Source organism: Variovorax sp. CF313 (assembly GCF_000282635.1).
Classification (GTDB): domain Bacteria; phylum Pseudomonadota; class Gammaproteobacteria; order Burkholderiales; family Burkholderiaceae_C; genus Variovorax.
Map to the genome: position 1 here is coordinate 1 of NZ_AKIW01000004.1, position 23,586 is coordinate 23,586.

Consider the following 23,586-nt stretch of genomic DNA (forward strand, 5'->3'; position numbering starts at 1 on the left):
CCGATTCGGTTTCAGGGGCAGTATTGGGATGAAGAGACGGGGCTGCATTACAACCGGTATCGGTATTACGACCCGTTCGGTGGACGGTTTGTCTCCAAAGACCCGATTGGAGTAAAAGGAGGATTTAATGCTCATGCATACGGAATAAATCCTGTCGAATGGATTGACCCCTTGGGATTAACTCAAGATTGCCCAATACTAAAAAATCCTCAGGCTTTAATCTCGCGTCAAGGACCAAGCGAAATGACCGGTAACAAGGTTAAGCGATATACCTCTGCTATGAAGGCGCAAGCCGGATACGGAACTTTCCCTCCAATTGAAGCTGCCGATGTCGGAGAGGGAAAACTCGTGATCATCGATGGGCATCATCGAGCAGAGGCCGCGAAGAAAGCGGGACTAAAAGAAGTACCAGTTAACCTCAATACAGTGTCACCAGAAATTGCAGAGAGGCTGAAAGACGAGGCGGCAATGGCTCGCGCAGAAAGGATGAACAGATGTTAGCTTTTTCGCCAGAAGAGGTTCTTAAAATCGCCATTCAGTTTGACGTTTTACAAGATCGACTCCTTCAAGGGTTTTTTTTAAAAATTACTGATGCATCTGATTTGGAATTTTTAACTGATTTCCCTAAATCTGGAGCTGTGGAAATCGATGGGGGAAGTTGGACTTACAAAAAGCATGGATTGGGCTATGTTTTTTTGGGAAAAGATGGAAGCATAGTAGATGTTCATAACAGATTCGAAAGAGGCTCGCGTGTAATTGATGCGCATCGATTGGCTGAGTATGTGGTCTCTTTGAATAGTGGGGGAGTGACAAATGAGGCTGCGGACTTGTATTTAAAAATAGAGAATTCATTAAAAAATTTGGAGGGTCGTGGGGTGTTGAGAAGAGTCAAGATTGCGCCGCCAGCATGGGAATTGGTGACAAGTAAAGCAGAAATTGATTGAATAAGATTAATTGGTTTTTGCGAAATTTGATTTGATGTATTTGGGATGGTGCTGGAGATAGTTTTGAAAGTGATTGAGTAGGCCTTATAGAAGCAGGGCATCGTCATCGATCCTCCCTGACCAACGAGCCAACGAGCCAACGAGCCGGGAAGCTGCTGGACAACCTGCTGAAGAACTACGCCGGTACCAGCTACCGCTACGACGAGCGCGGCAACATGACCGAGCGCGTACGCAACGGCTGGCGCACCGTCTTCGCATGGGACGGCTTCAACCGCATGACGGCGGCGACCGACCACAGCGGCATCACCACCACCTTCAGTTATGACGCGCTGGGGCGGCGTCTGTCCAAGAGTTCGGGCGACACCACGACGCTGTTCGGCTGGGACGGCGACGTGCTCGCATTCGAGAGCGCGCAGAGCAGCTCAGCGATCGAGGAGGGTGGCGCGCACGGCTGGAGCGTGCATTACATCCATGAGCCGAACTCGTTCGTGCCCCTGATGCAGGTGCGCCGTGCGAGCGCGATGGCGCTGAGCGAGACGACGGATCCGAAGGCGCTGATGCAAGCCAACGGCGGTGTTTACGACATCGAGCAGGATCCGCTGTGGAACGGCGAGCAAAGGCAGGTGCCGCCGGCGTTTGACAGAAGGGAGATGGCGTTCTATCAGTGCGACCACCTGGGCACGCCGCAGGAGCTGACGGACCACGAAGGGAGCATTGCGTGGTCGGCGCAGTACAAGGCATGGGGAGAGGCGCGGGAGGCGATCAGCGAGGCTGGGAGAAGGGCGGGGTTCAGGAATCCGATTCGGTTTCAGGGGCAGTATTGGGATGAAGAGACGGGGTTGCACTACAACCGGTATAGGTACTACGACCCGCAGGCTGGGCGGTTTATCTCTAGCGACCCAATTGGATTGATAGGTGGTATCAACCTCCATCAATATGCGGCCAATTCAACGGAGTGGGTTGATCCTCTAGGACTTGCTAGAGGTCAATCAACTACAGACGGCGCAGGCCGAAAACCCAAGACGGGTAAGCCCAACATCGATAAGCGTTGTCCTTCTTGTAAAAAATGGGAAATTAATAGATTTAATAAAATATGCGAAGGCTATGTGCCGGGTGTCGGAATTGCGAAATATTTTAGAGACCCTAAAGATGGAAGCTGGTACTCGATTGATCAAATGGGTCATGGCGGGAGCGCATTTAAGCAATTTGATCAAAAGAGTAATGTTTTAAATCATGCGTATGATCTGGATGAATATGGGGCCGCATGGGAAAACATAAAGGAGAGGCAGGGAAAATGATTGATTTAAAATCGTTGAAGTGTAAGGATGCCGTTTCATGATCGAAACTGCCCAGGAGTTTGTTTTTCTTTGCTGCTCGAAGAATGACTCGGATATCGCTCGGTCACTCTCCGAGGAGGCATCTTTGGATGTTTGGAAGGACTTGATTTTTAACTTCAAATCCCATCAAATTGATGTGGCTCAAAATAGAACGATTCCTTCTGAGGTAATGAGGATTTTGGCCGCTCAGGGGGATGAGGTTGTTCGGTCAATTTTGGCGGAAAAAAGAAGGTTGCCGCCTGATCTTTTTGATCTTTTATCAAAAGATCCTAGCTCTTTGGTTCGAAAAAAAGTGGCGGCGAACAAAAAAACATCTATCGATATTGTGAGAGGTTTAGTAGATGACGTAGATGAGGAAGTTGCCCGCGTCGCTGAATTTCAATTGAATTCACGGTGAGCTATTAGGCAGCCTGCTGGAAGCAGATGCCGTGGCGGCGCGAGATAGCCTGCATACACTCCGCAGGCAACATCGTCGATCCGCCCCCGGCCAACGAACCACTGAGGCACCCGGCCGGCAAGCTGCTGGACAACCTGCTGAAGAACTACGCCGGCACCAGCTACCGCTACGACGAACGCGGCGCCGCAACCCCGGGTTTTCGATAACTAAATCCACTTGATTTAGTCCCTCTGCTGGCCGATAGTCTCCCTGCGCCCGGACACCGAGCCCTCAAGGCCCGAGCGATCCGGTTCCACAAGACCGCAGGCGCTTCGCCGCCTGCCCACGGAGACAAACCATGTTCAGCTCCCGCTCTATCCTGGCCATGGCGGCCATGTCCCTCACCGCAATGGCCGCATCCACCGCCTTCGCCGCCGACCAGCCCGTCATCGGCCTCGTCACCAAGACCGAAACCAACCCCTTCTTCGTCAAGATGAAGGAAGGCGCGCAGGAAGAGGCCAAGAAGCTCGGCGCCAAGCTGCTCTCGGGCGCTGGCAAGGCCGACGGCGACAACGCGGGCCAGATTACGGCGATGGAAAACATGATCGCCGCCGGCGCCAAGACCATCCTGATCACGCCGAGCGACGCCAAGGCGATCGTGCCGGCCATCAAGAAGGCGCGCGACAAGGGTGTGATGGTGATCGCGCTCGACAGCCCGGCCGATCCGCCGGACGCGACCGACGCGCTCTTCGCCACCAACAACTACACCGCCGGCGTGCTGATCGGCGAATACGCCAAGGCCGCGATGGCCGGCAAGCCCGCGAAGATCATCGCGCTCGACCTGCTGCCGGGCCACCCGGTGGGCGCGCAGCGCCACAACGGCTTCATGAAGGGCTTCGGGCTTGCCGCCAACGACGCCAAGTCGAACGAGCTGTCGAAGACGCCCGAGATCGTCTGCATGGCCGACAGCTACGGCGACCAGGCCAAGGCGCAGACGGTGATGGAAAACTGCCTGCAGAAGGCACCTGACGTGAACCTGGTCTACACCATCAACGAGCCCGCCGCGGCCGGTGCGTACAACGCGCTGAAGCGCGCTGGCAAGGAGAAGGGCGTGATGATCGTCTCGGTCGACGGCGGCTGCCAGGGCATCAAGGACACGGCCGCCGGCATCATCGCCGCGACCTCGCAGCAGTACCCGCTGAAGATGGCCGCCATGGGCGTGGCCGCGGGCGTGGAGTTCGCCAAGACGGGCAAGAAGGCCTCGGGCTACGTCGACACCGGCGTGACGCTGATCGCCGGCAAGAGCGTGGCCGGCGTCGACAGCAAGGACACCAAGACCGGCACCGAGCTGTGCTGGGGCAAGAAGTAATCGGAAGCATCAGGACGAAGCCATGGCGAAGTCTCCAACGCACCACATTCCGTGGGGCGCCCTCGGGCCGTGGCTGGCTCTTCTCGGCGCGTGCATCTTCTTTGCGACCCAGTCGGATCGCTTTCTCACCGGCGGCAATCTCTCGCTGATCCTGCAGCAGGTGATGGTGGTCGGCGTGATCGCCATCGGCCAGACGCTGATCATCCTCACGGCGGGCATCGACCTGTCGTGCGGCATGGTGATGGCGCTGGGCGGGATCATCATGAGCAAGTTCGCGACCGAACTGGGCATGCCCGCACCGGTGGCCATCCTTTGCGGCATCGGCGTGACGACGCTGTTCGGCCTGCTCAACGGGCTGCTGGTCACGCGCATCAAGCTGCCGCCTTTCATCGTGACGCTGGGCACGCTGAACATCGCCTTTGCGATCACGCAGCTGTATTCGTCGTCGCAGACCATCACTGATTTGCCCGGCGGCCTCACGGGCCTGGGCACCACCTTCGCCATCGGCAATGCCGAAGTGGCATGGGGTTCGGTGCTGATGCTCGTGCTGTACCTGCTCGCGTGGTTCGTGCTGCGCGAGACGGGAGCCGGCCGGCACATCTATGCGGTGGGCAACAACGCCGAGGCCACGCGGCTGGTCGGCATTCCGACGCAGCGCGTGCTGCTGGGCGTGTACGTGGCGGCGGGCGTGCTGTACGGCGTTGCCTCGCTGCTGTCGGTGGCGCGCACCGGCGTGGGCGACCCGAACGCGGGGCAGACCGAGAACCTCGACGCCATCACGGCCGTGGTGCTTGGTGGCACCAGCCTGTTCGGTGGCCGCGGCATCGTGCTGGGCTCGCTGATCGGCGTGCTGATCGTGGGCGTGTTCCGCAACGGGCTCACGCTGATGGGCGTGTCGTCGATCTACCAGGTGCTGGTGACGGGCGTGCTCGTGATTCTTGCGGTAGCGGCCGACCAACTCTCGCGCAGGGGAGCCCGCTGATGAACATCATCGCCAACCCCAAGATCGTGATGCAGGCCAAGGGCCTGGTGAAGCGCTACGGCCAGGTCACGGCGCTCGACGGTGTCGACTTCGAGCTGCGCGAAGGAGAAATCCTCGCGGTGATCGGCGACAACGGCGCAGGCAAGTCCTCGCTCATCAAGGCGCTGTCGGGCGCGGTGGTGCCCGACGAAGGGCAGATCCTGCTCGACGGCAAGGCAGTGCATTTCCGCAATCCGCTGGATGCGCGCCGCGCCGGCATCGAGACGGTCTATCAAGATCTCGCCGTGGCCCCGGCCATGACCATCTACGAGAACCTGTTTCTCGGCCGCGAGCTGCGCCGCCCCGGCTTCCTGGGCAACGTGCTGCGCATGCTCGACAAGAAGCAGATGCTGAAGGAAAGCACCGCCCGCATGGCCGACCTGAAGGTCGGCATCCAGTCGATGACGCAGGCGGTCGAGACACTCTCGGGCGGCCAGCGCCAATGTGTGGCCGTGGCGCGCAGCGCGGCCTTCGCGCGGCACGTGGTCATCATGGATGAACCGACCGCCGCGCTCGGCGTGAAGGAGGGCAACATGGTGCTGGAGCTGATCCGCCGCGTGCGCGATCGCGGCCTGCCCGTGGTGCTCATCAGCCACAACATGCCGCACGTGTTCGAGGTGGCCGACCGCATTCACGTGGCCCGCCTCGGCCGCCGCGCGGCCGTGCTCAACCCGAAGAAGATCAGCATGAGCGACACGGTCGCCGTGATGACCGGCGCCATGACGGCCGACCAGTTGCCCGCGGAGGCGCATGCCTGATGCGGACGTGCCTGCACGCACGCCCGACCTGTTGCGGCCCCGCGGCTCCAACCAGGTCGGCATGCGCCAGTTCAACGAGCGCACGGTGCTGCAGGCGCTGCGCGTCCACGGCAGCCTGCCCAAGGCCGACCTCGCGCGGCTGACGGGGCTCAGCGCGCAGACCATCGGGCTCATCACCGCGCGGCTCGAGGAAGACGGGCTCATCGTCAAGCAGAGCCGCGTGCGCGGACGCATCGGGCAGCCGTCGGTGCCGCTGGCGCTGAACCCCGACGGCGCCTTCGCCATCGGCATCAAGGTGGGGCGGCGCGGCGCCGAATGGCTGCTGATCGACTTCGCCGCGCAGGTGCGCGAGCGCCACGCGATCAGCTACGACTTTCCCGATGCGGACGAGCTGCTGCCCGCCATCGCGCAGCACATCCACCGGCTGCGCGACGGGCTGGGACCGCTGGCCGCGCGCAACGTGGGCGCGGGGCTGGCCGCGCCGTTCCAGCTCGGCGGCTGGCACCGCACGCTGGGGTTGTCGAAGGCGCAGTCCGACCTGTGGAACCAGATGGACCTGGCGGCCGAGGTGCGCGCGCGCACCGACGTGCCGGTGAGCTTCGCGCGCGACACGGTGGCCGCCTGCGTGGCCGAGCTGGTCGGCGGGCGAGGGCACGACCTGAAGAGCTTCCTGTACATCTTCGTCGACACCTTCGTGGGCGGCGGGCTGGTCATCAACTCGCACCTGCACACTGGTGCGCACGGCAACGCAGGCGCGCTCGCTTCATTGCCGATGCAGCCTCCGGGCAGCCGCGGTGCACTGCCGCCGCAGCTGGTTGCGCAGGCGTCGCTCTGGGAGCTGGAGCAGCGCCTGGCCGGCGAGGGCCTCGACGCCATGGCCGCATATGACGACCGCGCCCTTCAGCCGCCCTATGCCGCCACTACGCAAGCCTGGCTGGAAAGCGCCTCGCAGGCGCTGGCGCATGCCATCGTGAGCGGCACCGCCATGCTCGACCTGACCGACGTGGTGGTGGACGGCTCGATGTCGCGCGCGCTGCTGCAGGCGCTGCTCGATCAGACCCGTGCCGCGCTGGACGGCTGCAACTGGGAAGGCCTCTGGCAGCCTCGGCTGCATGGCGGCAAGGCGGGTGCGCAAGCGTGTGCGCTGGGCGGCGCGATGCTGCCGCTGCACGCCAATTTCGCGCCCGACCACGACGTATTCCTGAAGGCGGCCTGACAGGACCGCCCGGCGTTCAGGAAGGCCAGCGCCGCAGGCCCAGTTCGTCCGCCAGCCGCCGATAACTCTTGATCTGCGCCTGCACGTAGTCGTCGAGCGCGGCGCCGGTGAGCGCAAAGGGGTACAGGCCGTGCTGCTCGCGCAAGGCAGCGAAGCCGGGCGCCGCGCTCGCCTCGCGAAACGCCGCGGTCCACGCGCGCACGGCCGATTCCGGCACGGCCGCGCTCAGGTAAAGGCCGCGTACGGTGGGCCACACCACATCGACGCCTTGTTCGCGCGCGGTCGGCACCCCGGTGAGTGCGCCGCCGAGCCGGTTCTCCGACAGCACGGCAAGCAGGCGCACGGCCGCGCCGCCGGCAATGGCCTGCAGCGCCTCGGCCGCGTCGCCCGGAAAGGCGTCGACATGCTTGCCCTGCAGCGCGCCGAGCGCATCGCCCCCGCCTTCGAACGACACGAAGCGCATGGCCTTGTGGTCGCGCCCCGCGGCGCGCACCAGCAGCGCGGCCTTCACCCAGTCCTGGCTGCCGACCGTGCCACCGGCGCCGAAGGCGATGCGAGACGGGTCCTGCCGCAGCGCCGCGACGAGGTCCTGCAGGCGCTTGTAGGGCGAATCGCGATGCACGGCGATCACGCCGTAGTCGGTTCCGAGCGTCGTGATCCAGCGCACAGCCGAGGGCGAATGCGGCCCGAAGCGGCCCTGCGCAAGGTTGAGCAGCGAGCCGCTCGAGAACGCCACCAGCGTGCCCGGGCCGCCGAGGCGGCCGGTGGCGATGCGGTCGAAGGCCACGGCGCCGATGCCGCCCGGCAGGTAGCGCTGGGCGAGCGGCGGGCGCGTGGGGCGCACGGCCTGCAGCGCATCGCGCGCGAGCGCGCAGGTCAGTGCGAAGCCGCCGCCGGCCTTGGCGGGGATCACACAGTCGGCAGCGTCTTCGGAGGGATCGTTGGCAGCAGCCTTCGCGCCCGCGCCCCAAGGCATCAGCAGCGCGGACAGCGTGCGAAGTGCGTGGCGGCGGGTAGGTCGCATGGGCATGGCGGCGGGCTTGTCAGGTGGCCGCCGCAGCTTGGGTGCGGGGCCACCAGATGATCGCATGCAGCCCCGTGCCTGCCTCGCGCGCTTCGAGCCGCAGCTCGCCCCGATGCCGCTGCGCGATGGAGCGCGCAATGGCCAGCCCGAGCCCGAAGCCGCCCTTGCCGGCGCGCGCGCCGCGCCGGAAGCGCTGGCCGAGCGCGGCGCGCTCCTCGTCGCCGATACCGGGGCCGTTGTCTTCCACGTTGAGGCTCCAGCCCGCCGCGTCGCCCGCGGCAAAGAGCGTGATCGTGCCTTCGGCGGGCGTGTAAGCGATCGCGTTGGCCACCAGGTTGCCCAGCGCCTCGCGCATCAGCGATCGATCCGCCACGGCAAGGAATTCAGGCACGGGCGAATGAATGCCCAGGTCGATGCGCTTGGCGCGCGCCAGCGGCAGCAGGTCGACCGCCACCTCGCGCAGCAATGCCGCCACGTCGAACTCGGCAGGCTCCACCGACACCGTGTCGCTGCGGCCCAGCGCCAACAGCTGCTGCGCGCTGCGCGTCGCGCGGCCGATCTCGGTGCCGAGCGCGTCGAGCGCCACCTGGACCTGCGCCGGGTCCTGCTCGCGCCGCGCGTAGTCGGCCTGCATCTGCAGCGTGGTCAGGTGTGTGCGCAGCTGGTGCGAGGCATCGTCCAGGAACTGGCGCTGCTGCGTGACGAGTTCCTGCGTGCGCGACATCTGCTGGTTGACCGCGGCGACCAGCGGGCGCACCTCGGCGGGCAGGTCGGTTTCCGCAATGCGCGTGAGGTCGTCCGGCGTGCGCGCCTGGACTTCGCGCGCCAGCCGCGACAGCGGCCGCAGCGCCGCCGCCAGCGCAATGGCGGTGCCGCACAGCAGTATCGCGAGCACCAGCGCATCGCGCAGCGCCGCGCTGCGTACGAAGCGCGCGCTGAACTCCTGCCGCGAGCGAGTGCTCTCGCCCACCTGGATCAGCACGCTGCGCCCGGTGCTGCCGGCCGGTGCGCGATCGAGGTCGCGCCGGTAGGCCGCGAGCCGTACCGACTCGCCGAAGTAGGCCGCGTCGTAGAAGGCCGGCACGCCCATCGCCAGTTCGGCGGGCGGCGCGGGCAGGTCCGCGCTGCCGAGCTCGACCAGCCCGTCGGACGTGGACACGCGAAAGAACACCTGCCCGCTCGCCGTGAGCTCGAAGAACTCGAACATCGTGTACGGCAACTCGACCGACAGGCCGCCCGAGGCGGTCGAGATGTTGGCGTCGATGGATTTGAGCGCGCCCAGCAGCGAGCGGTCGTAGGCCGCGTTGGCGGCGGCGAGCGCGTCGTGCCGGGTCATCCACAGCTCGAGGCCGGTTACCACCAGCAGGGCGGGGAACAGCAGCAGCGCGAGCCGCTGCCACAAGCTGGTGCGGCGCAGGCGGTTGCGCAGGCGCGTCAACACGTCCACTCAGCCCGAAGTGCTCGAAGACTGGGAGTGAGCTTCATTCAGTCTGTTTCCAGCACGTAGCCAAGTCCGCGCAGCGTGACGATGCGAACCCCGGTGCCGTCGAGCCGCTTGCGCAACCGGTAGATGAAAACCTCGACCGCCTCGGGGTGCACGTCTTCGTCGTCGGAGAACACGCGCTCGAGGATCTGCTGCTTCGACAGTGGCTCGCCGCTGCGCTGCACCAGCACGCGCAGCACGGCCAGTTCGCGCGGCGAGAGCGCCAGCGCCTCGCCGTTCAGCGTGAAGTGCCGGCGCGCGCCGTCGTACACCAGCGGGCCGCAGGCCAGACGCGGATGCTCGATGCCGCGCGCACGCCGCACCAGCGCGTGCAGCCGCGCTTCGAGCTCGGCCAGCGCGAAGGGCTTGGCGAGGAAGTCGTCGGCGCCCGCGTTGAGCGAGGCGACACGCTCATTCAGCGAGTCGCGCGCCGTGAGGATCAGTGCCGGCAGCCGCTGGTCGCGTTCGCGCAGCCGCTGCAGCACCGTGTGCCCGTCGAGCCCGGGCAGGCCCAGGTCGAGCACCAGCGCGTCGTGGTCGCGCTGCTGCAGCGCCCGGTCGGCCAGGCGCCCGTCGTCCACCCATTCGACCTGGATGCCCGCGTGCTCCAGTGCCTTGCACAGCCAGGTGCCCAGGGTGTGTTCGTCTTCGGCGAGGAGGATGCGCATGGGCCGATGCTAGGGCCGGCAGGGCTCAATCCGGCTTGATGTTTGCCCTTGCAATCACCTTCTGCCAACGAGCTTGCTCGGAGGCGATGAACTGTGCGAACTGCTCGGGCGTGCCGCCCACGGCTTCGGCGGCATCGGCCGTCAGCCGCTGCATCGAATCGGGCGACTTCACGGCCTTCATCGTCTCGGCGGAAAGCTTGGCCAGGTTGGCAGGCGCGATGTTGGCCGGCGCCAGCATGCCGTACCACTGCGTCATCTCGAAACCTGGAAAGCCCTGCTCGGCCACGGTCGGCACGTCGGGCAACTGCGCGAGGCGCTTGGCCGAGCCGGTCGCGATGCAGCGCACCTTGCCCGCCTTGATGAACGGAATGATCGCCGCCGCGCCGATGGCCGAGGCGTCGAGCCGGCCCGAGAGCAGGTCGGTCACCATCGGGCCGGTGCCGCGATAGGGCACGTGCAGCATGAACACGTCGGCCGTCATCTTCAGGTACTCGAAAGCCAGGTGGCCCGCGCTGCCGTTGCCCGCCGAGCCATAGCTGAGCTTGCCGGGCTTCGACTTGGCATACGCAATGAACTCCTTGAGGTTTTTCGCCGGCACGTCGGGGTGTACCACGTAGAGGCTGGGCACCTTGGCCAGCAGGCTCACGGGCTTGAAGTCCTTGTTCGCGTCGTAGGGCAGCTTGGCGAAGATGTACGGGTTGACCGCCAGCGTGCCGATGTGGCCGAGGATGATCGTGTGCTGGTCGGTGCTGCGCGCCACCTCGCTCATGGCGATGTTGCCGGCGGCGCCCGGCTTGTTGTCGACGAACACGCTCTGGCCCAGCGTGCGCGAGAGCTCGGCGGCGGTCGAGCGCGCGACGATCTCCGAACTGCCGCCCGGCGCGAAGGGCACGACGAAGCGGATCGACTTGCTGGGCCAGGTGTCCTGCGCCGAGGCCAGGGAGGGGAGCAGGCCTCCGAGGGCCGCGGCGCCGCCGGCTTGCAGCAGGCCGCGGCGGCTCAGGCGGGTGTCGTCGGGAACGAAGAGGTCGGACATGGTGCTTGTCTCCAGCGCTTTGGGATTGAAAGCGCGCATGGTGCCCGACGGTTGCTGTCGGAAAGCTGTCAGTCAGATCAGGTTGCGCATCGCCTGCGCCGTCTCGCGCAGCACCGGCAGCACGCGCGCCACCGCGTCCTCCGAGCTTTCATGCCCCATCGGCATCGTGATGTTCAGCGCCCCGACCAGCGTGCCGTGCCGGTCGCGCAGCGGCACCGCGATGCCGCGCGAGTTCAGGTCGAGCTGCTGCTCGGAAAGGGCCCAGCCCTGGGCCCGGATGCGGGCGAGTTCGAGCTTCATGCGCTCCATGCTCGCAATCGTGTGCGAGGTGAACACCGTGAGCTGCCGAGTCGTCAGCCATTCGTTCAGCTCGGCATCGCTGCGCAGAGACAGCATCAGCATGCCCGAGGCCGTGACCTGCGCCGGCACGCGCGCGCCGAGCACATAACCGGTGCTCATGCTGCGGTTGGGGCCGTTGCGCGCGATATAGACCACCTCGTCGCCGTCCATCACGCTGAGGTAGGCGATCTCGTTGGTGCCGGCGGCCACCCGCTGCAGGAAGGGCTGCACCACGCGCGGCAGCCGCGCCGACTCCAGGTACGACTGGCCCAGCCGCAGCACGCGCGGCGTGAGCCAGAACAGCTTGCCGTCGCTCGCTACGTAGCCCATGTGCTGCAGGGTCAGCAGGTAGCGCCGCGCGGCGGTGCGGGTCATGTTCGTGCGCTGGCCGGCCTGGCTGGCGGTGAGGCGCGGGTTGGCGTCGTCGAACGCCTCGATGATGCTCACGCCGCGCTCCAGGCCGGCGATCCAGTCGCGCTTGTCCAGGCCGGGCGGGGGCGCGGAGTCGTCCTTGCTGTCCTTGCTCATGGCGGGAAGTGTGCCTTCGTGGGAGGGTTCGAGAGCTGCATTGAATGCAGGTGAAAACCCTTGGATTGAGCGATAAACGATCTTTCAAGTTCGATGATCGCTCGTTTGGCGGGTGAAAGAAGTGCGGGACTTCAGTGAAGCGACTATAAAGCTCGGCATCCGGTCTCGAAAAGAGCGATTGACGAACGGAAGCAAGCACATGAGCCATTCCATCCGCGGCAGCACCCAGGCTTACCTGATTCCCGGCGACCCGGTTCGCAACGTGCGGCTGCCGCGCATGTTCAACGCCGCCTTCGAGCGTTTCGGCATCGATGCCGTGCTGCTGCCCATGCAGGTGCCGGTGCGCGACTTCGCGGTGTTCTTCAAGTCGGCCTTTCTCGCGCGCAACCTGCGCGGCATGGTGGTCGCGCCGCCGCACAAGCCGCTGGTGGTCGACCTGCTCGACGGCTGCGGCCTCTTCGGCCGTGTGGCCGGCTCGGTCAACGTGGTGCGCCGCACCGAGGGCGACCAGCTCGAAGGCGACCTGTTCGACGGCGAAGGCCTGATCGGCGCGCTCGACCACTGCAACATCCCGTTCCGCGGCAAGCGCGTGCTGATCCTCGGCGCGGGCGTGAGCGCCGCGGCCATCGGCGTGGCGCTGGCCGAGGGCGGCACAGTGAACGGCGCGGAGTACATCGCGTTCTACGACAGCGCCGCAGGCAAGGCGGCCGGTGTGGCGGCCAAGCTCGATGCATTCTTCGACGCGACCGTCGCCTCGGTGGACAGCAACGCACCCGAAGGCTTCGACCTCGTGATCAACGCCACGCAGCTCGGGCTGGTCGATGGCGATGCATTGCCGGTCGACGTGGCGCGCATGGAAAGCCATGCGGCGCTGTTCGACATTCTTCTGCGCAACCAGCCCACGCCGCTGGTGCGCGCGGCCCGCGACCGCGGGCTCAACGCGCAGGCGGGCTTCGAGATGCTGATCCAGCAGATGCCCCACTATTTCCGCTACTTCGGCCATCTGGACGCGGCCGCCGCGATGCAGGCCGACTCGAACTTCCTGCGCGAAATCATCTATCCGCCGGCGATGCACGCCGAAATCGCGCAGCCGCTGCGCTACCACTCCCCCAGCGTGGCCTGACCGCGCCTTCCTACAGAAACACGAACGACATGATTTCCGGCAAGACCACACTCATCGCCCACATCGGCTATCCCACCGAAGCCTTCAAGGCGCCGATGATCTACAACCCCTGGTTCGACAAGCACGGCATCGACGCCGTGGTCGTGCCCATGGGCGTCAAGCCCGAGGACTACGCGGCCTCGCTGCCGCAGATCTTCAGGTTCAGCAACATCCGCGGCGCGCTGGTGACCATGCCGCACAAGGTCACGACGATGGCGCTGGTCGACGAGGTGACGCCCACGGCGCGCGTCGCGGGCGCCTGCAACGCGATCCTCAAACGGCCCGACGGCACACTGCTGGGCGACCAGTTCGACGGCGCGGGCTTCGTGCGCGGCGTGGAGCGCAAGGGGCGCCTCTTCAAGGGCACGCGCGTGCTGGTGTCGGGCACGGGCGGCGTGGGCTCGGCCATTGCGGCGTCGATTGCCGCGGCAGGCGCCGCCGAACTGATGCTGTTCGACATGAGCGAGGCTTCGGCCGGCGCACTGGCCGCGCGGCTGCGCGAGCACTACCCGCAGATGAAGGTGGCCACCGGCTCGAAGGACCCGGCCGGTTACGACGTGGTCGTCAACGCCACGCCGCTCGGCATGAAGGAGGGCGATCCGCTGCCCTTCGACGTGGACCGCATCGACCCGAACACCTTCGTCGGCGAGGTCGTCATGAAGACCGAGTACACGCCGCTGCTGCAGGCGGCCAAGGCCAAGGGCTGCCAGGTGCAGGTCGGCACCGACATGCTGTTCGAGATGATTCCCGCGTACCTCGAGTTCTTCGGCTTCGGCACAGCCTCGCCGGAAGAGCTGCGCGCCGTGGCCCAACTGAAGTACTGAAAGGCCGGGTCGCCCCATGAGTATTTTCGAAGGCTTCCTCTCCACATCCGAAACGCTCGGCGCCTTCAGCGACCGCGCCTTCGTCGACGCCATGCTGCGCTTCGAGGCCGCGCTCGCGCGTGCGCAGGCGGCCGAAGGGCTGATCCCCGAAAGCGCCGCGCATTCGATCGTGAGCAGCTGCAAGGTCGAGCTGTTCGACGTGGCCAAGATCGTGCGCGAGAGCGGGCGCGCGGGCAGCGTCGCGATTCCGCTGGTGAAGGCGCTGCGCGAAGCCGTGGGCCTCTTCAATGCCGAGGCCGCGCCCTTCGTGCACTTCGGCAGCACCAGCCAGGACGTGATCGACAGCGCGATGGCGCTGGTCACGCGCGAGGCGGTCGCGCTCGTCGAAGCCGATCTCGCCAAGGCCGCCGATGCACTGCTGCGCCTGGCCGTCGCGCACGCCGAAACGCCGATGCTCGCGCGCACGCTGATGCAGCCGGCCTCGGTCACCAGCTTCGGTTTCAAGTGCGCGGGCTGGGCCGCGCCGCTGGTGCGCAGCCGCATCCGCCTGCGCGACGCCGCGAGGCACGCGCTGCGGCTGCAGCTCGGCGGCGCCGTCGGCACGCTGGCGCAGATGAAGGGGCAGGGCGCGGCCGTACGCCAGCGCATGGCCAAGGAACTGGGGCTGGGCGACCCCGGTGCGACATGGCACACGCAGCGCGACGAATGGGTCGCGCTCGGCTGCGAACTGGGCCTTGTCTCCGGCAGCCTCGGCAAGATCGCGGTCGACATCGCGCTGCTCGGGCAGTACGAAGTCGGCGAAGTTGCAGAGCCCAGCGAGCCCGGCCGCGGCGGCTCGTCGGCGATGCCGCACAAGCGCAACCCGGTGGCCTCGATGGTCGCCATTGCCGCCGCGCACCGCGCACCGCAGCGCGTGGCCGCGCTGCTCGGCGCCATGCCGCAACAGCACGAGCGCGCGCTGGGCGCCTGGCAGGCCGAGCTGGCCGAATGGCCGCAGCTGTTGATGTCGGCGCACGGCAGCGTGCGCGCAATGGCGGGCGCCTTGCCCGGCCTGCAGGTCGACGCCGCGCGCATGCGCGCCAACATCGACCGGCTGCGCGCCGAACTCCCGCGCGACGCGGCCGACGAATGGTTCGACCCCGCGCTCGCCCACAACGCCGGGCAGACCGCCCTCGCCGAAGTGAAGGCGCTGCAGGCCCGGCTCAACGACAAGGAACTCCCGCAATGACCGCCCCCGAAACTCCCGCCGAAGGCTACGAAGCCGGCCTCGTCAACCGCCGCCGCGTGCTCGGCGATGCCTGGGTCGACAAGTCGCTCGCCAACCGCAACGGCTTCAACGCCGAGTTCCAGGAACTGATCACGCGCCACGCCTGGAACGACATCTGGGGCCGCCCCGCGCTGGGCGACAAGACGCGCCGCTACATGGTGCTGTCGATGATGCTGGGCATCCATGCGTACGAAGAATTCGCCATGCACGTGCGCGCCGCGCTCGACGGGCCGCCCGAGTCGCGCCTCACGCCCGAGGACATCAAGGAAGTGATCATGATGGCCGCCATCTACTGCGGCGTGCCGGTGGCCAACCATGCCTTCGGCATCGCGGCCGGCATCCTGCGCGAGAAGGGCTTGCTGCCTGCGCTGCCCCAGTGAGCACGCCGGTCGCCAGGCGGACAGGCCGGTTCGACGCCAGCTTCACCTTGCTGCTGCCACTGCTGCTGGCGGCGCAGCCGATGGCCACCGACAGCTACCTGCCGGCGCTGCCGGCCATTGCGAAGGAACTCGGCTCCGCCAGCACCAGCCTCACGCTGTTCGTGCTGGCCTTCGGCTTCGCGCAGCTGCTGTGCGGCCCGCTGGCCGACCGCTTCGGGCGCCGACCGGTGCTGCTGGCGGGGCTCGGCTGCTACGTGCTCGCGGCATTGGGCGGCGCGCTCGCGGGCAGCGTGACGCTGCTTGCGGGCTGGCGCGCGCTGCAGGGCTTCTCGATGGCGGCGATTCTCGTGTGTTCGCGCGCGGCGGTGCGCGACCTGTACCCCGCGCACGAAGGTCCGCATGTGATGGCGCGCGGCCTGACCGGGCTGGGCGTGGTCGGCCTGACGGCGCCGCTGCTCGGCGCGTGGCTGGTGCAGGGCGCGGGCTGGCGCTGGGTGATGGTCGCGATGGCGGTGTATGCCTCGGTACTGTTCGCGCTGTGCTGGCGCTCGTTCGGCGAAACGCGCAAGCCGCCGGGCGAGGGCGAGTCGTCCGCGCCGCGCGGCAGCACGCGTGCCGTGTTCGCGAGCCGGTCCTTCCGCGCCTGGGCCTCGCTGGCGGCGGCGACGTGGGGCGGGCTGTTCTGCTTCCTGCTGCTGTCGCCGATGGTCTACATCGGCTACCTGGGCTGGTCGCCCGCGTGGTACGGATGGATCCCGGCCGGCGGCTCGCTGGTCTACATCTTCAGCACCACCATGTGCCGCACGCTGCTCCGGCGCTACGGACCGGTGCGCACCGTGCGGCTGGGCGCTTCGCTGAGCCTGGCAGGGGCGCTCGTCCAGGCGCTCGGCTGCTGGCTGATGCCGCTGAGTGCCGTGCCGCTGCTGCTCGGCCATGCCGTGTATTGCCTCGGCCATGGCATCCACCAGCCCTGCGGACAGGCGGGCGCGGTGGGTGATTTGCCGCATCTGGCGGGCCGGGCCGTGTCGTGGTCCGGCTTCGGCATGATGATGGTCGCGTTCTGCGTGGGCCAGGCGGCCTCGCATTTCGTCGATGCCGATTTTTCCCATGGCGCCTGGCCGATGGTCGTGCCCATGCTGCTGGCCGGCAGCGTGCTGGTGGCCATCGCGTTCCTCTGGCTGCCGCGTCTTCAACACCCGAAAAAGGAAACCACACCATGACCCGTCTGAATGTCGTCCGCGAAGGCGATGGTCCCATCGTCGTGCTCAGCCATGCGCTCGGCTGCGACCTGAGCATGTGGAACGGCGTGGCCGCCCAGCTCGCGCGTGCCCACACGGTGCTGCGCTACGACCATCGCAACCACGGCGCGTCGGAAGTGGTGCCAGGCGCGCTGCGCGTCGAGACACTGGCGCAGGACGTGGCCGAGCTCATCGAGCGCGAGGCGGGCGGCGAGCCGGTGCACTTCGTCGGCCTATCGATGGGCGGCATGACGGCGCAGGCGCTGGCGGTGCGGCACCCCGAATTGCTGAAGACGGTGGTGATCGCCAATTCGGCCGCGCACTACCCCGATCAGTCCCCCTGGCGCGCGCGCGTCGAGACGGTGGCCGCCAAAGGTGTGGCCGCCATTGCCCCGGGCGCCGTGGCGCGCTGGCTCACGCCGGCCTACGCGGGCACGCCCGAGGGCGCGGCCGCCGCGAAGACGCTGCACGACGTGCTGGTGCGCACCGACGCGCAGGGCTACATCGAGAGCTGCAACGCCGTCGCGGCCATCGATTTCCGCGAGAGCAACCACCGCATGGCGGTGCCCACGCTGGTGATCGGCGGACTGCAGGACGAGGCCACGCCGATGGCGATGTCGCAGGCCATGGCCGGGGCCATTCCGGGCGCGCGCCTCGTCACCATCGACGCCGCGCACCTGAGCGCCGTCGAACGCCCGGTGGAGTTCACGCAGCTGCTGATCGATTTCTGGCGCAGCCTTTGAAGGCCGCCAGCGAGGCCGGGAGCCTAGGTGTATCCCGTATTTCGTGCGAATGATGAACGCATGTGATCGATCATCGATCAGTCGGCCTCGGAATTGATTGTGGCGAGGGCTGGGTATTCCTAAAGTCCACCCCATGCACCGCTCCATCGCCACCGTCTCGCTCAGCGGCACGCTCCGCCAGAAGCTCGAAGCCGTCGCTGCCGCCGGCTTCGATGGCATCGAGCTGTTCGAGGCCGACTTCATCAACTTCAAGGGCACGGCGGCAGAGCTGGGCCGCATTGCAGGCGACCTTGGCCTGAGCATCGACCTGTACCAGCCGTTCCGCGATTTCGAGGGCATGCCCGAGCCGCAGTTCCGCCGCAGCCTGGAGCGAGCCGAGCGCAAGTTCGACCTGATGGAAGCCATGGGCGCGCCGACGGTGCTGTGTTGCTCGAACACCTCGCCGCTGTCGGTGAACGACCCGGCGCTTGCCGCCGCGCAGCTGCACGAACTGGCCGAGCGCGCCGCGCGCCGCAACCTGCGCGTGGGCTTCGAGGCACTGGCCTGGGGCCGCCACACCTCGCTGTACGGCCAGGCCTGGGACATCGTGCGGCGCGCCGATCATCCGCACCTGGGCCTGATCCTCGACAGCTTCCACACGCTCTCGCTGAAGGACGACCCGGCCGGCATCGCCGCCATTCCGGGCGACAAGATCTTCTTCCTGCAGATGGCCGACGCGCCGCTGCTGTCGATGGACGTGCTGCAGTGGGCGCGCCACCACCGCTCGTTCCCGGGGCAGGGCGACTTCGACGTGGTCGGCTTCTTCGAGCAGGTGCTGCGCGCGGGCTACACCGGGCCGCTGTCGCTCGAGATCTTCAACGACATCTTCCGCGAGACGCCGAACCGCCGCACCGCGGTGGACGCCATGCGCTCGCTGCTGTACCTCGAAAGCGAAGCGCGCGGGCGGTTGGTTGCCGAAGCCCCGATGCAGCCACTGCAGGTGGAGCTGTTCAACCCGCCGCCGGTGTCCGCGCTGTCGGGCCTGTCGTTCATCGAGTTCGCGGCCGACGAGGCTTCGGCCGCAACGCTGGACACGCTGGTGAAGCAGCTCGGCTTCCGCCGCATCGGCAAGCATCGCTCCAAGGCCGTGACGCTGTACCGCCAGGGCGAGATCAACCTGATCGTCAACGCACAGCCCGATTCGTTCGCGCGCGGCCGCTTCGAGGCGCATGGCACCTCGGTGTGCGCGCTGGGCGTGCGCTGCGGCGACCCGCTCGCGGCCGTGGACCGCGCCACCGCCATGCGTTCGCAGCGGCACGACAGCCCGGTCGGTCCCCACGAACTGCACGTGCCCGCCATCGTCGCGCCGGGCGGCAACCTCATTCACTTCGTGCCCGAGGCGCTGGGTGCCAACGGCCTGTACGAGGCCGACTTCGTCCTGCAGGACGAGGGCGCCGATGCCAACGACGCCGGCCTGCAGCGCATCGACCACGTGGCCCTGGGCCTGGCGGTCGACCAGCTCGACACCTGGGTGCTGTTCACGCGCGCCGTGCTCGGCCTGGAACCCGGCGAAAGCCTGGAGCTGGCCGATCCCTTCGGCCTGATCCGCAGCCGCGGCGTCGCCAACGCGGACCGCAGTGTGCGGCTGGTGCTCAACGTGTCGCTGAGCCAGCGCACCCGCACCGCGCGCACGCTGAGCGTGACCGGCGGCGGCGCGGTGCACCACATCGCGCTGGGCTGCGCGGACATCTTCGACTCGGCCGCGAAACTGCGCGCCAACGGCACGCGCTTCGTGCCCATCTCCGACAACTACTACGACGACCTGGCTACGCGCATCGACATCGCGCCCGAACTGCTGGCGCGCATGCGCGAAGCGGGCGTGCTGTTCGACCGTTCGCCGGCCGGCGACTACTTGCACATCTACACCGAGAACACCGAAGGCGGACTGTTCTTCGAACTGGCACAGCGCACCGCAGGCTACGACGCCTACGGCGCGCTCAACGCACCCGCGCGCATGGCATCGCAGGCGCAGGAATAGATTTTTTTCGTCAACCCGGAGACAAACCATGGCAACCACCACGGCCCACGAGCCGAAAGGCAAGCACCAGTCGAAGAAGGCCACCGCGAGCGGCTGGATCGGCTCGGCGCTGGAGTACTACGACTTCTTCATCTACGCCACCGCGGCGGCGCTGATCTTTCCGCAGATCTTCTTTCCGAAGGGCGATCCGCAGATCGCGATCATCGCGTCGCTCGCGACGTACGGCGTGGGCTACGTCGCACGACCGATCGGCGCAGTGCTGCTGGGCCACTGGGGCGACACGCACGGCCGCAAGAACGTGCTCATCCTGTGCATGTTCCTGATGGGCCTTTCCACCGTTGCCGTCGGCCTGCTGCCGACATATGACCAGGTCGGCCTGTGGGCGCCCGCGCTGCTGGTGATGCTGCGCCTGATCCAGGGCTTCGCGGTGGCCGGCGAGATTTCCGGCGCGAGTTCGATGATCCTGGAGCACGCGCCATTCGGGCGTCGCGGCTTCTTCGCGAGCTTCACGCTGCAGGGCGTGCAGGCCGGCCAGATCATGGCGGCCGCGGTGTTCCTGCCGCTCGCGCACTACATGGACAAGGACGCCTTCAACTCCTGGGGCTGGCGCATTCCGTTCCTGCTGAGCTTCATCGTCATCGTGGCCGGCTACATCATCCGCAAGGAAGTGGACGAGACACCCGCCTTCGCCGAAGTCGACAAGAGCGCGGCTGTGCCGAAGGCGCCGGTGATCCAGGCCGTGACCGAAAGCTGGCCCGACATGCTGCGCGTGCTGCTGTGCTCCCTGATGAACGTGATCCCGGTGGTCGCGACCATCTTCGGCGCTGCCTACGCGGTGCAGCCCGGCTACGGCATCAACTTCGAGAAAGACATCTACCTCTGGATTCCGGTGATGGGCAACATCGTGGCCGTGATCGTGATCCCGTACGTCGGCACCTTGTCGGACAAGATCGGCCGCCGCCTGCCGATCGCCATCGGTGCCATCGGTTCGGGCCTGCTGTCGTTCGGCTACCTGTACGCCATCAGCATCCACAACGTGCCGCTGGCCATCGTGATGTCGCTCCTGATGTGGGGCGTGGTCTACCAGGGCTACAACGCCGTGTTCCCGAGCTTCTACCCGGAGATGTTCCCCACGCGCACCCGCGTCTCGGGCATGGCGATCTCGCAGAACATCGGTACCGCGATCACCGCGCTGCTGCCGGCGCTGTTCGTGGCGGTCGCACCCCCCGGCGCCACCAACATCCCGCTGACCGTCGGAGCCATCACGCTGGCGATCTGCGCCATCGCCGCGGTCTCGGCCTGGACTGCCCGCGAAACCTACCGCGTGCACATGAACGATCTGGGCAAGCCCGACGCGATCCCGGTCGACAAGGCCGAGTACGACCTCCTGCGCGAGAAGACGCTGGCGGAAGCGCGCGTGGCCAAGGCCGCGGCCTGAAGACCTTTCGCATGCCAAGGGTTGTGGCGCCGTGAAGAATGGCGCCATGACTACCTCTTCTTCCCACCTCAAGATCGACTTCGTCTCCGATGTGTCCTGTCCCTGGTGCGCCGTCGGCCTGAGCTCGCTCGAGGCGGCGCTCAGGAACGTGGCGCCCGGGGTCACCGCGGAACTGCACTTCCAGCCCTTCGAGCTGAACCCGCAGATGCCGCCCGAAGGCCAGGACACCTTCGAGCACCTGAACCAGAAGTACGGCTCCACGCGCGAGCAACAAGCCCAGTCGCGCGAGATGATCCGCCAGCGCGGCGCTGCCGTCGGATTCGAGTTCAGCCCCGGAGGCCGGCCGCGCGTCTACAACACTTTCAACGCGCACCGGCTGCTGCACTGGGCCGAGCTCGAGAGCCCGGCACGGCAGGCGGCACTCAAGAAGCTGCTGCTGAAGGCCTACTTCACCGACAGCCAGAACCCGTCGGACCCCGAAGTGCTGGTGCGCGCGGCGACCGAAGCGGGGCTCGACCCGGTGCGTGCGCGCCAGATCCTGGACAGCGACGAATTCGCGCAGGAAACGCGCGAACGCGAGCGCATGTACACCGACGCCGGCATCCACTCGGTGCCCGCGATCATCATCAACGACCAGCACCTCATTTCGGGCGGCCAACCCGTCGAGGTGTTCGAGCGCGCGCTGCGGCAGATTGCCGGCGCTGCGCCGCCGAGCGTGTCGGTAGCCTGACTTAGCTGACGCTTAGGCGCCTCCTGGCGCAGCGCTGCGAAGGTAAAGAGCGTCAACGCGCAGCGGGGCGCAGTGGTTGAGAGGAGCATCCTCTTCACGCTCACGCCCAGGAGTTCCGATGAATAAGAAAAGCCTACTCGGCGCCTGTGTGGTGGTGCTGCTCGCAGCCTGCGCGAGCGCGCCGGGAGACCATCGGCCACTGGTATCGGTATCGCTGCCCTCCGCTCCGGTGAACGAAGCCACGCGCCTGCGCTGGCTCGACCGCGTGAGCTGGGGCGCCAACGCGAGCAGCGACGCACGGCTGGCGAAGCGCGGCCTGTCGCTGTGGATGCGCGACCAGCTCAATCCGCGGCCCGCGCCGCTGCCGCCGGCCGCGCAGGCGCAGATCGATGCGATGGCCATCTCGCGCACGCCGCTCGATCAGCTCGTCTCCGAACTCGACGCGCAGCGCAAGGCCGCCGATGCGCTGCCCGACGAAGAGCAGAAAAAGGCCGCGCGGCAGGCTTACCAGCAGCAACTCAACCAGCTCGCTCGCGAGGCGCAGCAGCGCTTCGTGCTGCGCGCGCTGTACTCGCCCAACCAGCTGCAGGAGCAGATGACGTGGTTCTGGATGAATCACTTCAACGTCAACCTGCGCAAGGACAACATCCGTGCGATGGTGGGCGACTACGAAGAGAACGCCATCCGCCCGCACGCGCTCGGCAAGTTCCGCGACCTGCTCGGCGCCACGCTGCACCACCCCGCGATGCTGCGCTACCTCGACAACGCGCAGAACGGCGCCAACCGCATCAACGAGAACTACGCGCGCGAGCTGATGGAGCTGCACACGCTGGGCGTGGGGGGCGGCTATTCGCAGGTCGACGTGCAAGAGCTGGCGCGCGTGCTCACCGGCGTGGGCGTGAGCTACCAGCCGCTCGATGCGCCACCGCCCAATGTGCGGCCGGCCGTGCGTGCCGACTACGTGCGCAAGGGCCTGTTCGAGTTCAACCCGAACCGGCACGACTACGGGCCGAAGACGCTGTTGGGCCAACCCATCCAGAGCCGTGGATTGGCCGAGGCCGACGAGGCGCTCGACCGCCTCGCGCGCGCGCCGGCCACCGCGCGCTTCATCTCGCGCAAGCTCGCCGTGTACTTCGTGTCGGACGATCCACCGCCCGCGCTGGTCGACCGCATGGCCGCGGCCTTCACGCGCAGCGACGGCGACATCGCCATCACACTGAAGTCGCTGTTCGAATCGCCCGAGTTCTCTGCATCGCTGGGCCGCAAGTTCCGCGACCCGGTGCACTACGTGATGGCCGGCGTGCGGCTCGCATACGACGACCGTGTCGCGTCGGACGTGAACCCCGTGCTCAACTGGATCAACCGCATGGGCGAGCAGCTGTACGGCCACGAGACGCCCGATGGCTATCCGCTCAATGAAGCCGCATGGGCCAGTGCGGGGCAGATGAACACGCGCTTCGAGATCGCGCGTGCCATCGGTGCGAACGGCGCGGTGCTGTTCCGCACGGACGACAAGGCGCCGCTGGAGAAGCCCGCCTTTCCGCCGCTGGCCGAATCGCCAGCGGTTCGCGCGATGCAGGGCGGCCTGAGTGCGGATACGCGCGAGGCGCTGGCGCAGGCGAAGAATCCGCAGGAATGGAACACCTTCCTGCTGGCGTCGCCCGAGCTGATGCGCCGCTGAACGGATT

General features: G+C 66.7%; 23 protein-coding genes. 18 read left to right on the forward strand and 5 right to left on the reverse strand.

Annotation, left to right across the window (positions count from 1 at the left end):
* From PMI12_RS29545 to PMI12_RS00915, 8 genes are all read left to right on the forward strand, one after another.
* Positions 1-501: RHS repeat-associated core domain-containing protein (locus tag PMI12_RS29545; protein WP_162130813.1), on the forward strand; the 501-nt coding region annotated here is incomplete at its 5' end.
* Complete coding sequence (locus PMI12_RS28570; RefSeq protein WP_157632079.1) at positions 495-944, forward strand: DUF6896 domain-containing protein; 450 nt, start codon at positions 495-497, stop codon at positions 942-944. The genes PMI12_RS29545 and PMI12_RS28570, both read left to right, overlap by 7 nt.
* 215 nt (positions 945-1,159) lie before the next feature.
* Positions 1,160-2,242 carry an RHS repeat domain-containing protein gene (locus PMI12_RS00890; RefSeq protein WP_007828048.1) on the forward strand — a complete coding sequence of 361 codons (1,083 nt, stop codon included), beginning with the start codon at positions 1,160-1,162 and terminating at the stop codon, positions 2,240-2,242.
* A 37-nt stretch (positions 2,243-2,279) separates the two neighbouring features.
* Positions 2,280-2,678: a hypothetical protein gene (locus PMI12_RS28575; protein WP_157632081.1), complete on the forward strand. Its 399-nt coding sequence runs from the start codon at positions 2,280-2,282 to the stop codon at positions 2,676-2,678.
* Between the two features lie 337 nt (positions 2,679-3,015).
* On the forward strand, positions 3,016-4,026 hold the full coding sequence (locus tag PMI12_RS00900) for a sugar ABC transporter substrate-binding protein (protein WP_007828052.1): 1,011 nt from the start codon (positions 3,016-3,018) through the stop codon (positions 4,024-4,026).
* A gap of 22 nt (positions 4,027-4,048) precedes the next feature.
* On the forward strand, positions 4,049-5,008 hold the full coding sequence (locus PMI12_RS00905) for an ABC transporter permease (RefSeq protein ID WP_007828053.1): 960 nt from the start codon (positions 4,049-4,051) through the stop codon (positions 5,006-5,008).
* Complete coding sequence (locus PMI12_RS00910; protein ID WP_007828054.1) at positions 5,008-5,805, forward strand: ATP-binding cassette domain-containing protein; 798 nt, start codon at positions 5,008-5,010, stop codon at positions 5,803-5,805. The genes PMI12_RS00905 and PMI12_RS00910 overlap by 1 nt, the downstream gene beginning before the upstream one ends.
* Positions 5,798-7,021, forward strand: a complete 1,224-nt coding sequence (locus tag PMI12_RS00915) for an ROK family transcriptional regulator (RefSeq protein WP_007828055.1) — start codon at positions 5,798-5,800, stop codon at positions 7,019-7,021. The genes PMI12_RS00910 and PMI12_RS00915 overlap by 8 nt, the downstream gene beginning before the upstream one ends.
* A 16-nt stretch (positions 7,022-7,037) precedes the next feature.
* On the opposite strand, the gene PMI12_RS00920 is transcribed toward PMI12_RS00915, so the two are convergent.
* The 5 genes from PMI12_RS00920 to PMI12_RS00940 form a co-directional block, all read right to left on the reverse strand.
* Complete coding sequence (locus PMI12_RS00920) at positions 7,038-8,045, reverse strand: Bug family tripartite tricarboxylate transporter substrate binding protein (RefSeq protein ID WP_007828056.1); 1,008 nt, start codon at positions 8,043-8,045, stop codon at positions 7,038-7,040.
* 19 nt (positions 8,046-8,064) lie between these two features.
* The gene (locus tag PMI12_RS00925) at positions 8,065-9,486 is read right to left on the reverse strand and encodes a sensor histidine kinase (protein ID WP_007828057.1); all 1,422 of its coding nucleotides are present in this window, start codon (positions 9,484-9,486) and stop codon (positions 8,065-8,067) included.
* Between the two features lie 44 nt (positions 9,487-9,530).
* Positions 9,531-10,196 carry a response regulator gene (locus PMI12_RS00930; RefSeq protein WP_007828058.1) on the reverse strand — a complete coding sequence of 222 codons (666 nt, stop codon included), beginning with the start codon at positions 10,194-10,196 and terminating at the stop codon, positions 9,531-9,533.
* Positions 10,197-10,221: 25 nt separating this feature from the next.
* Entirely contained in the window at positions 10,222-11,232 is a 1,011-nt protein-coding gene (locus PMI12_RS00935; protein ID WP_007828059.1) for a Bug family tripartite tricarboxylate transporter substrate binding protein, read from the reverse strand.
* 72 nt (positions 11,233-11,304) lie between these two features.
* On the reverse strand, positions 11,305-12,099 hold the full coding sequence (locus PMI12_RS00940) for an IclR family transcriptional regulator domain-containing protein (RefSeq protein WP_007828060.1): 795 nt from the start codon (positions 12,097-12,099) through the stop codon (positions 11,305-11,307).
* 199 nt (positions 12,100-12,298) lie between these two features.
* On the opposite strand from PMI12_RS00940, the gene PMI12_RS00945 reads away from it, so the two are divergent.
* The 10 genes from PMI12_RS00945 (at position 12,299) to PMI12_RS00990 (ending at position 23,579) form a co-directional block, all read left to right on the forward strand.
* On the forward strand, positions 12,299-13,222 hold the full coding sequence (locus tag PMI12_RS00945; RefSeq protein ID WP_007828061.1) for a shikimate dehydrogenase family protein: 924 nt from the start codon (positions 12,299-12,301) through the stop codon (positions 13,220-13,222).
* Positions 13,223-13,251: 29 nt separating this feature from the next.
* A complete protein-coding gene (locus PMI12_RS00950) occupies positions 13,252-14,085 on the forward strand; it encodes a shikimate dehydrogenase family protein (protein ID WP_007828063.1) in 834 nt (277 codons plus the stop codon).
* Between the two features lie 16 nt (positions 14,086-14,101).
* Positions 14,102-15,313 (forward strand): 3-carboxy-cis,cis-muconate cycloisomerase, encoded by a 1,212-nt coding sequence (gene pcaB, locus PMI12_RS00955; protein WP_007828065.1) that lies wholly within the window; start codon positions 14,102-14,104, stop codon positions 15,311-15,313.
* On the forward strand, positions 15,310-15,732 hold the full coding sequence (locus PMI12_RS00960) for a carboxymuconolactone decarboxylase family protein (RefSeq protein ID WP_007828066.1): 423 nt from the start codon (positions 15,310-15,312) through the stop codon (positions 15,730-15,732). The genes pcaB and PMI12_RS00960 overlap by 4 nt, the downstream gene beginning before the upstream one ends.
* Before the next feature lie 80 nt (positions 15,733-15,812).
* Entirely contained in the window at positions 15,813-16,952 is a 1,140-nt protein-coding gene (locus PMI12_RS00965) for a multidrug effflux MFS transporter (RefSeq protein WP_237726028.1), read from the forward strand.
* Positions 16,949-17,713, forward strand: a complete 765-nt coding sequence (locus tag PMI12_RS00970) for an alpha/beta fold hydrolase (RefSeq protein WP_007828070.1) — start codon at positions 16,949-16,951, stop codon at positions 17,711-17,713. The genes PMI12_RS00965 and PMI12_RS00970 overlap by 4 nt, the downstream gene beginning before the upstream one ends.
* A gap of 133 nt (positions 17,714-17,846) precedes the next feature.
* Entirely contained in the window at positions 17,847-19,730 is a 1,884-nt protein-coding gene (locus PMI12_RS00975; protein ID WP_007828072.1) for a bifunctional sugar phosphate isomerase/epimerase/4-hydroxyphenylpyruvate dioxygenase family protein, read from the forward strand.
* Positions 19,731-19,758: 28 nt separating this feature from the next.
* Positions 19,759-21,168, forward strand: a complete 1,410-nt coding sequence (locus PMI12_RS00980; RefSeq protein ID WP_007828074.1) for an MFS transporter — start codon at positions 19,759-19,761, stop codon at positions 21,166-21,168.
* Between the two features lie 46 nt (positions 21,169-21,214).
* Positions 21,215-21,898 (forward strand): DsbA family oxidoreductase, encoded by a 684-nt coding sequence (locus PMI12_RS00985; RefSeq protein WP_007828076.1) that lies wholly within the window; start codon positions 21,215-21,217, stop codon positions 21,896-21,898.
* 118 nt (positions 21,899-22,016) lie between these two features.
* Positions 22,017-23,579 carry a DUF1800 domain-containing protein gene (locus PMI12_RS00990; protein ID WP_007828078.1) on the forward strand — a complete coding sequence of 521 codons (1,563 nt, stop codon included), beginning with the start codon at positions 22,017-22,019 and terminating at the stop codon, positions 23,577-23,579.
* Positions 23,580-23,586 lie beyond the last annotated feature (7 nt).

Bases quoted from the DNA above. Each gene is read 5' to 3' on its own strand.
- PMI12_RS00965 (WP_237726028.1), top strand. From the start codon at position 15,813: ATGGCCACCGACAGCTACCTGCCGGCGCTGCCGGCCATTGCGAAGGAA.
- PMI12_RS00920 (WP_007828056.1), bottom strand. From the start codon at position 8,045: ATGCGACCTACCCGCCGCCACGCACTTCGCACGCTGTCCGCGCTGCTG.
- PMI12_RS00970 (WP_007828070.1), top strand. From the start codon at position 16,949: ATGACCCGTCTGAATGTCGTCCGCGAAGGCGATGGTCCCATCGTCGTG.
- PMI12_RS00985 (WP_007828076.1), top strand. From the start codon at position 21,215: ATGACTACCTCTTCTTCCCACCTCAAGATCGACTTCGTCTCCGATGTG.
- pcaB (WP_007828065.1), top strand. From the start codon at position 14,102: ATGAGTATTTTCGAAGGCTTCCTCTCCACATCCGAAACGCTCGGCGCC.
- PMI12_RS00930 (WP_007828058.1), bottom strand. From the start codon at position 10,196: ATGCGCATCCTCCTCGCCGAAGACGAACACACCCTGGGCACCTGGCTG.
- PMI12_RS00975 (WP_007828072.1), top strand. From the start codon at position 17,847: ATGCACCGCTCCATCGCCACCGTCTCGCTCAGCGGCACGCTCCGCCAG.
- PMI12_RS00935 (WP_007828059.1), bottom strand. From the start codon at position 11,232: ATGTCCGACCTCTTCGTTCCCGACGACACCCGCCTGAGCCGCCGCGGC.
- PMI12_RS00915 (WP_007828055.1), top strand. From the start codon at position 5,798: ATGCCTGATGCGGACGTGCCTGCACGCACGCCCGACCTGTTGCGGCCC.
- PMI12_RS00940 (WP_007828060.1), bottom strand. From the start codon at position 12,099: ATGAGCAAGGACAGCAAGGACGACTCCGCGCCCCCGCCCGGCCTGGAC.
- PMI12_RS00960 (WP_007828066.1), top strand. From the start codon at position 15,310: ATGACCGCCCCCGAAACTCCCGCCGAAGGCTACGAAGCCGGCCTCGTC.
- PMI12_RS00910 (WP_007828054.1), top strand. From the start codon at position 5,008: ATGAACATCATCGCCAACCCCAAGATCGTGATGCAGGCCAAGGGCCTG.
- PMI12_RS00890 (WP_007828048.1), top strand. From the start codon at position 1,160: ATGACCGAGCGCGTACGCAACGGCTGGCGCACCGTCTTCGCATGGGAC.
- PMI12_RS00945 (WP_007828061.1), top strand. From the start codon at position 12,299: ATGAGCCATTCCATCCGCGGCAGCACCCAGGCTTACCTGATTCCCGGC.
- PMI12_RS28575 (WP_157632081.1), top strand. From the start codon at position 2,280: ATGATCGAAACTGCCCAGGAGTTTGTTTTTCTTTGCTGCTCGAAGAAT.
- PMI12_RS00980 (WP_007828074.1), top strand. From the start codon at position 19,759: ATGGCAACCACCACGGCCCACGAGCCGAAAGGCAAGCACCAGTCGAAG.
- PMI12_RS00950 (WP_007828063.1), top strand. From the start codon at position 13,252: ATGATTTCCGGCAAGACCACACTCATCGCCCACATCGGCTATCCCACC.
- PMI12_RS00990 (WP_007828078.1), top strand. From the start codon at position 22,017: ATGAATAAGAAAAGCCTACTCGGCGCCTGTGTGGTGGTGCTGCTCGCA.
- PMI12_RS00900 (WP_007828052.1), top strand. From the start codon at position 3,016: ATGTTCAGCTCCCGCTCTATCCTGGCCATGGCGGCCATGTCCCTCACC.
- PMI12_RS28570 (WP_157632079.1), top strand. From the start codon at position 495: ATGTTAGCTTTTTCGCCAGAAGAGGTTCTTAAAATCGCCATTCAGTTT.
- PMI12_RS00905 (WP_007828053.1), top strand. From the start codon at position 4,049: ATGGCGAAGTCTCCAACGCACCACATTCCGTGGGGCGCCCTCGGGCCG.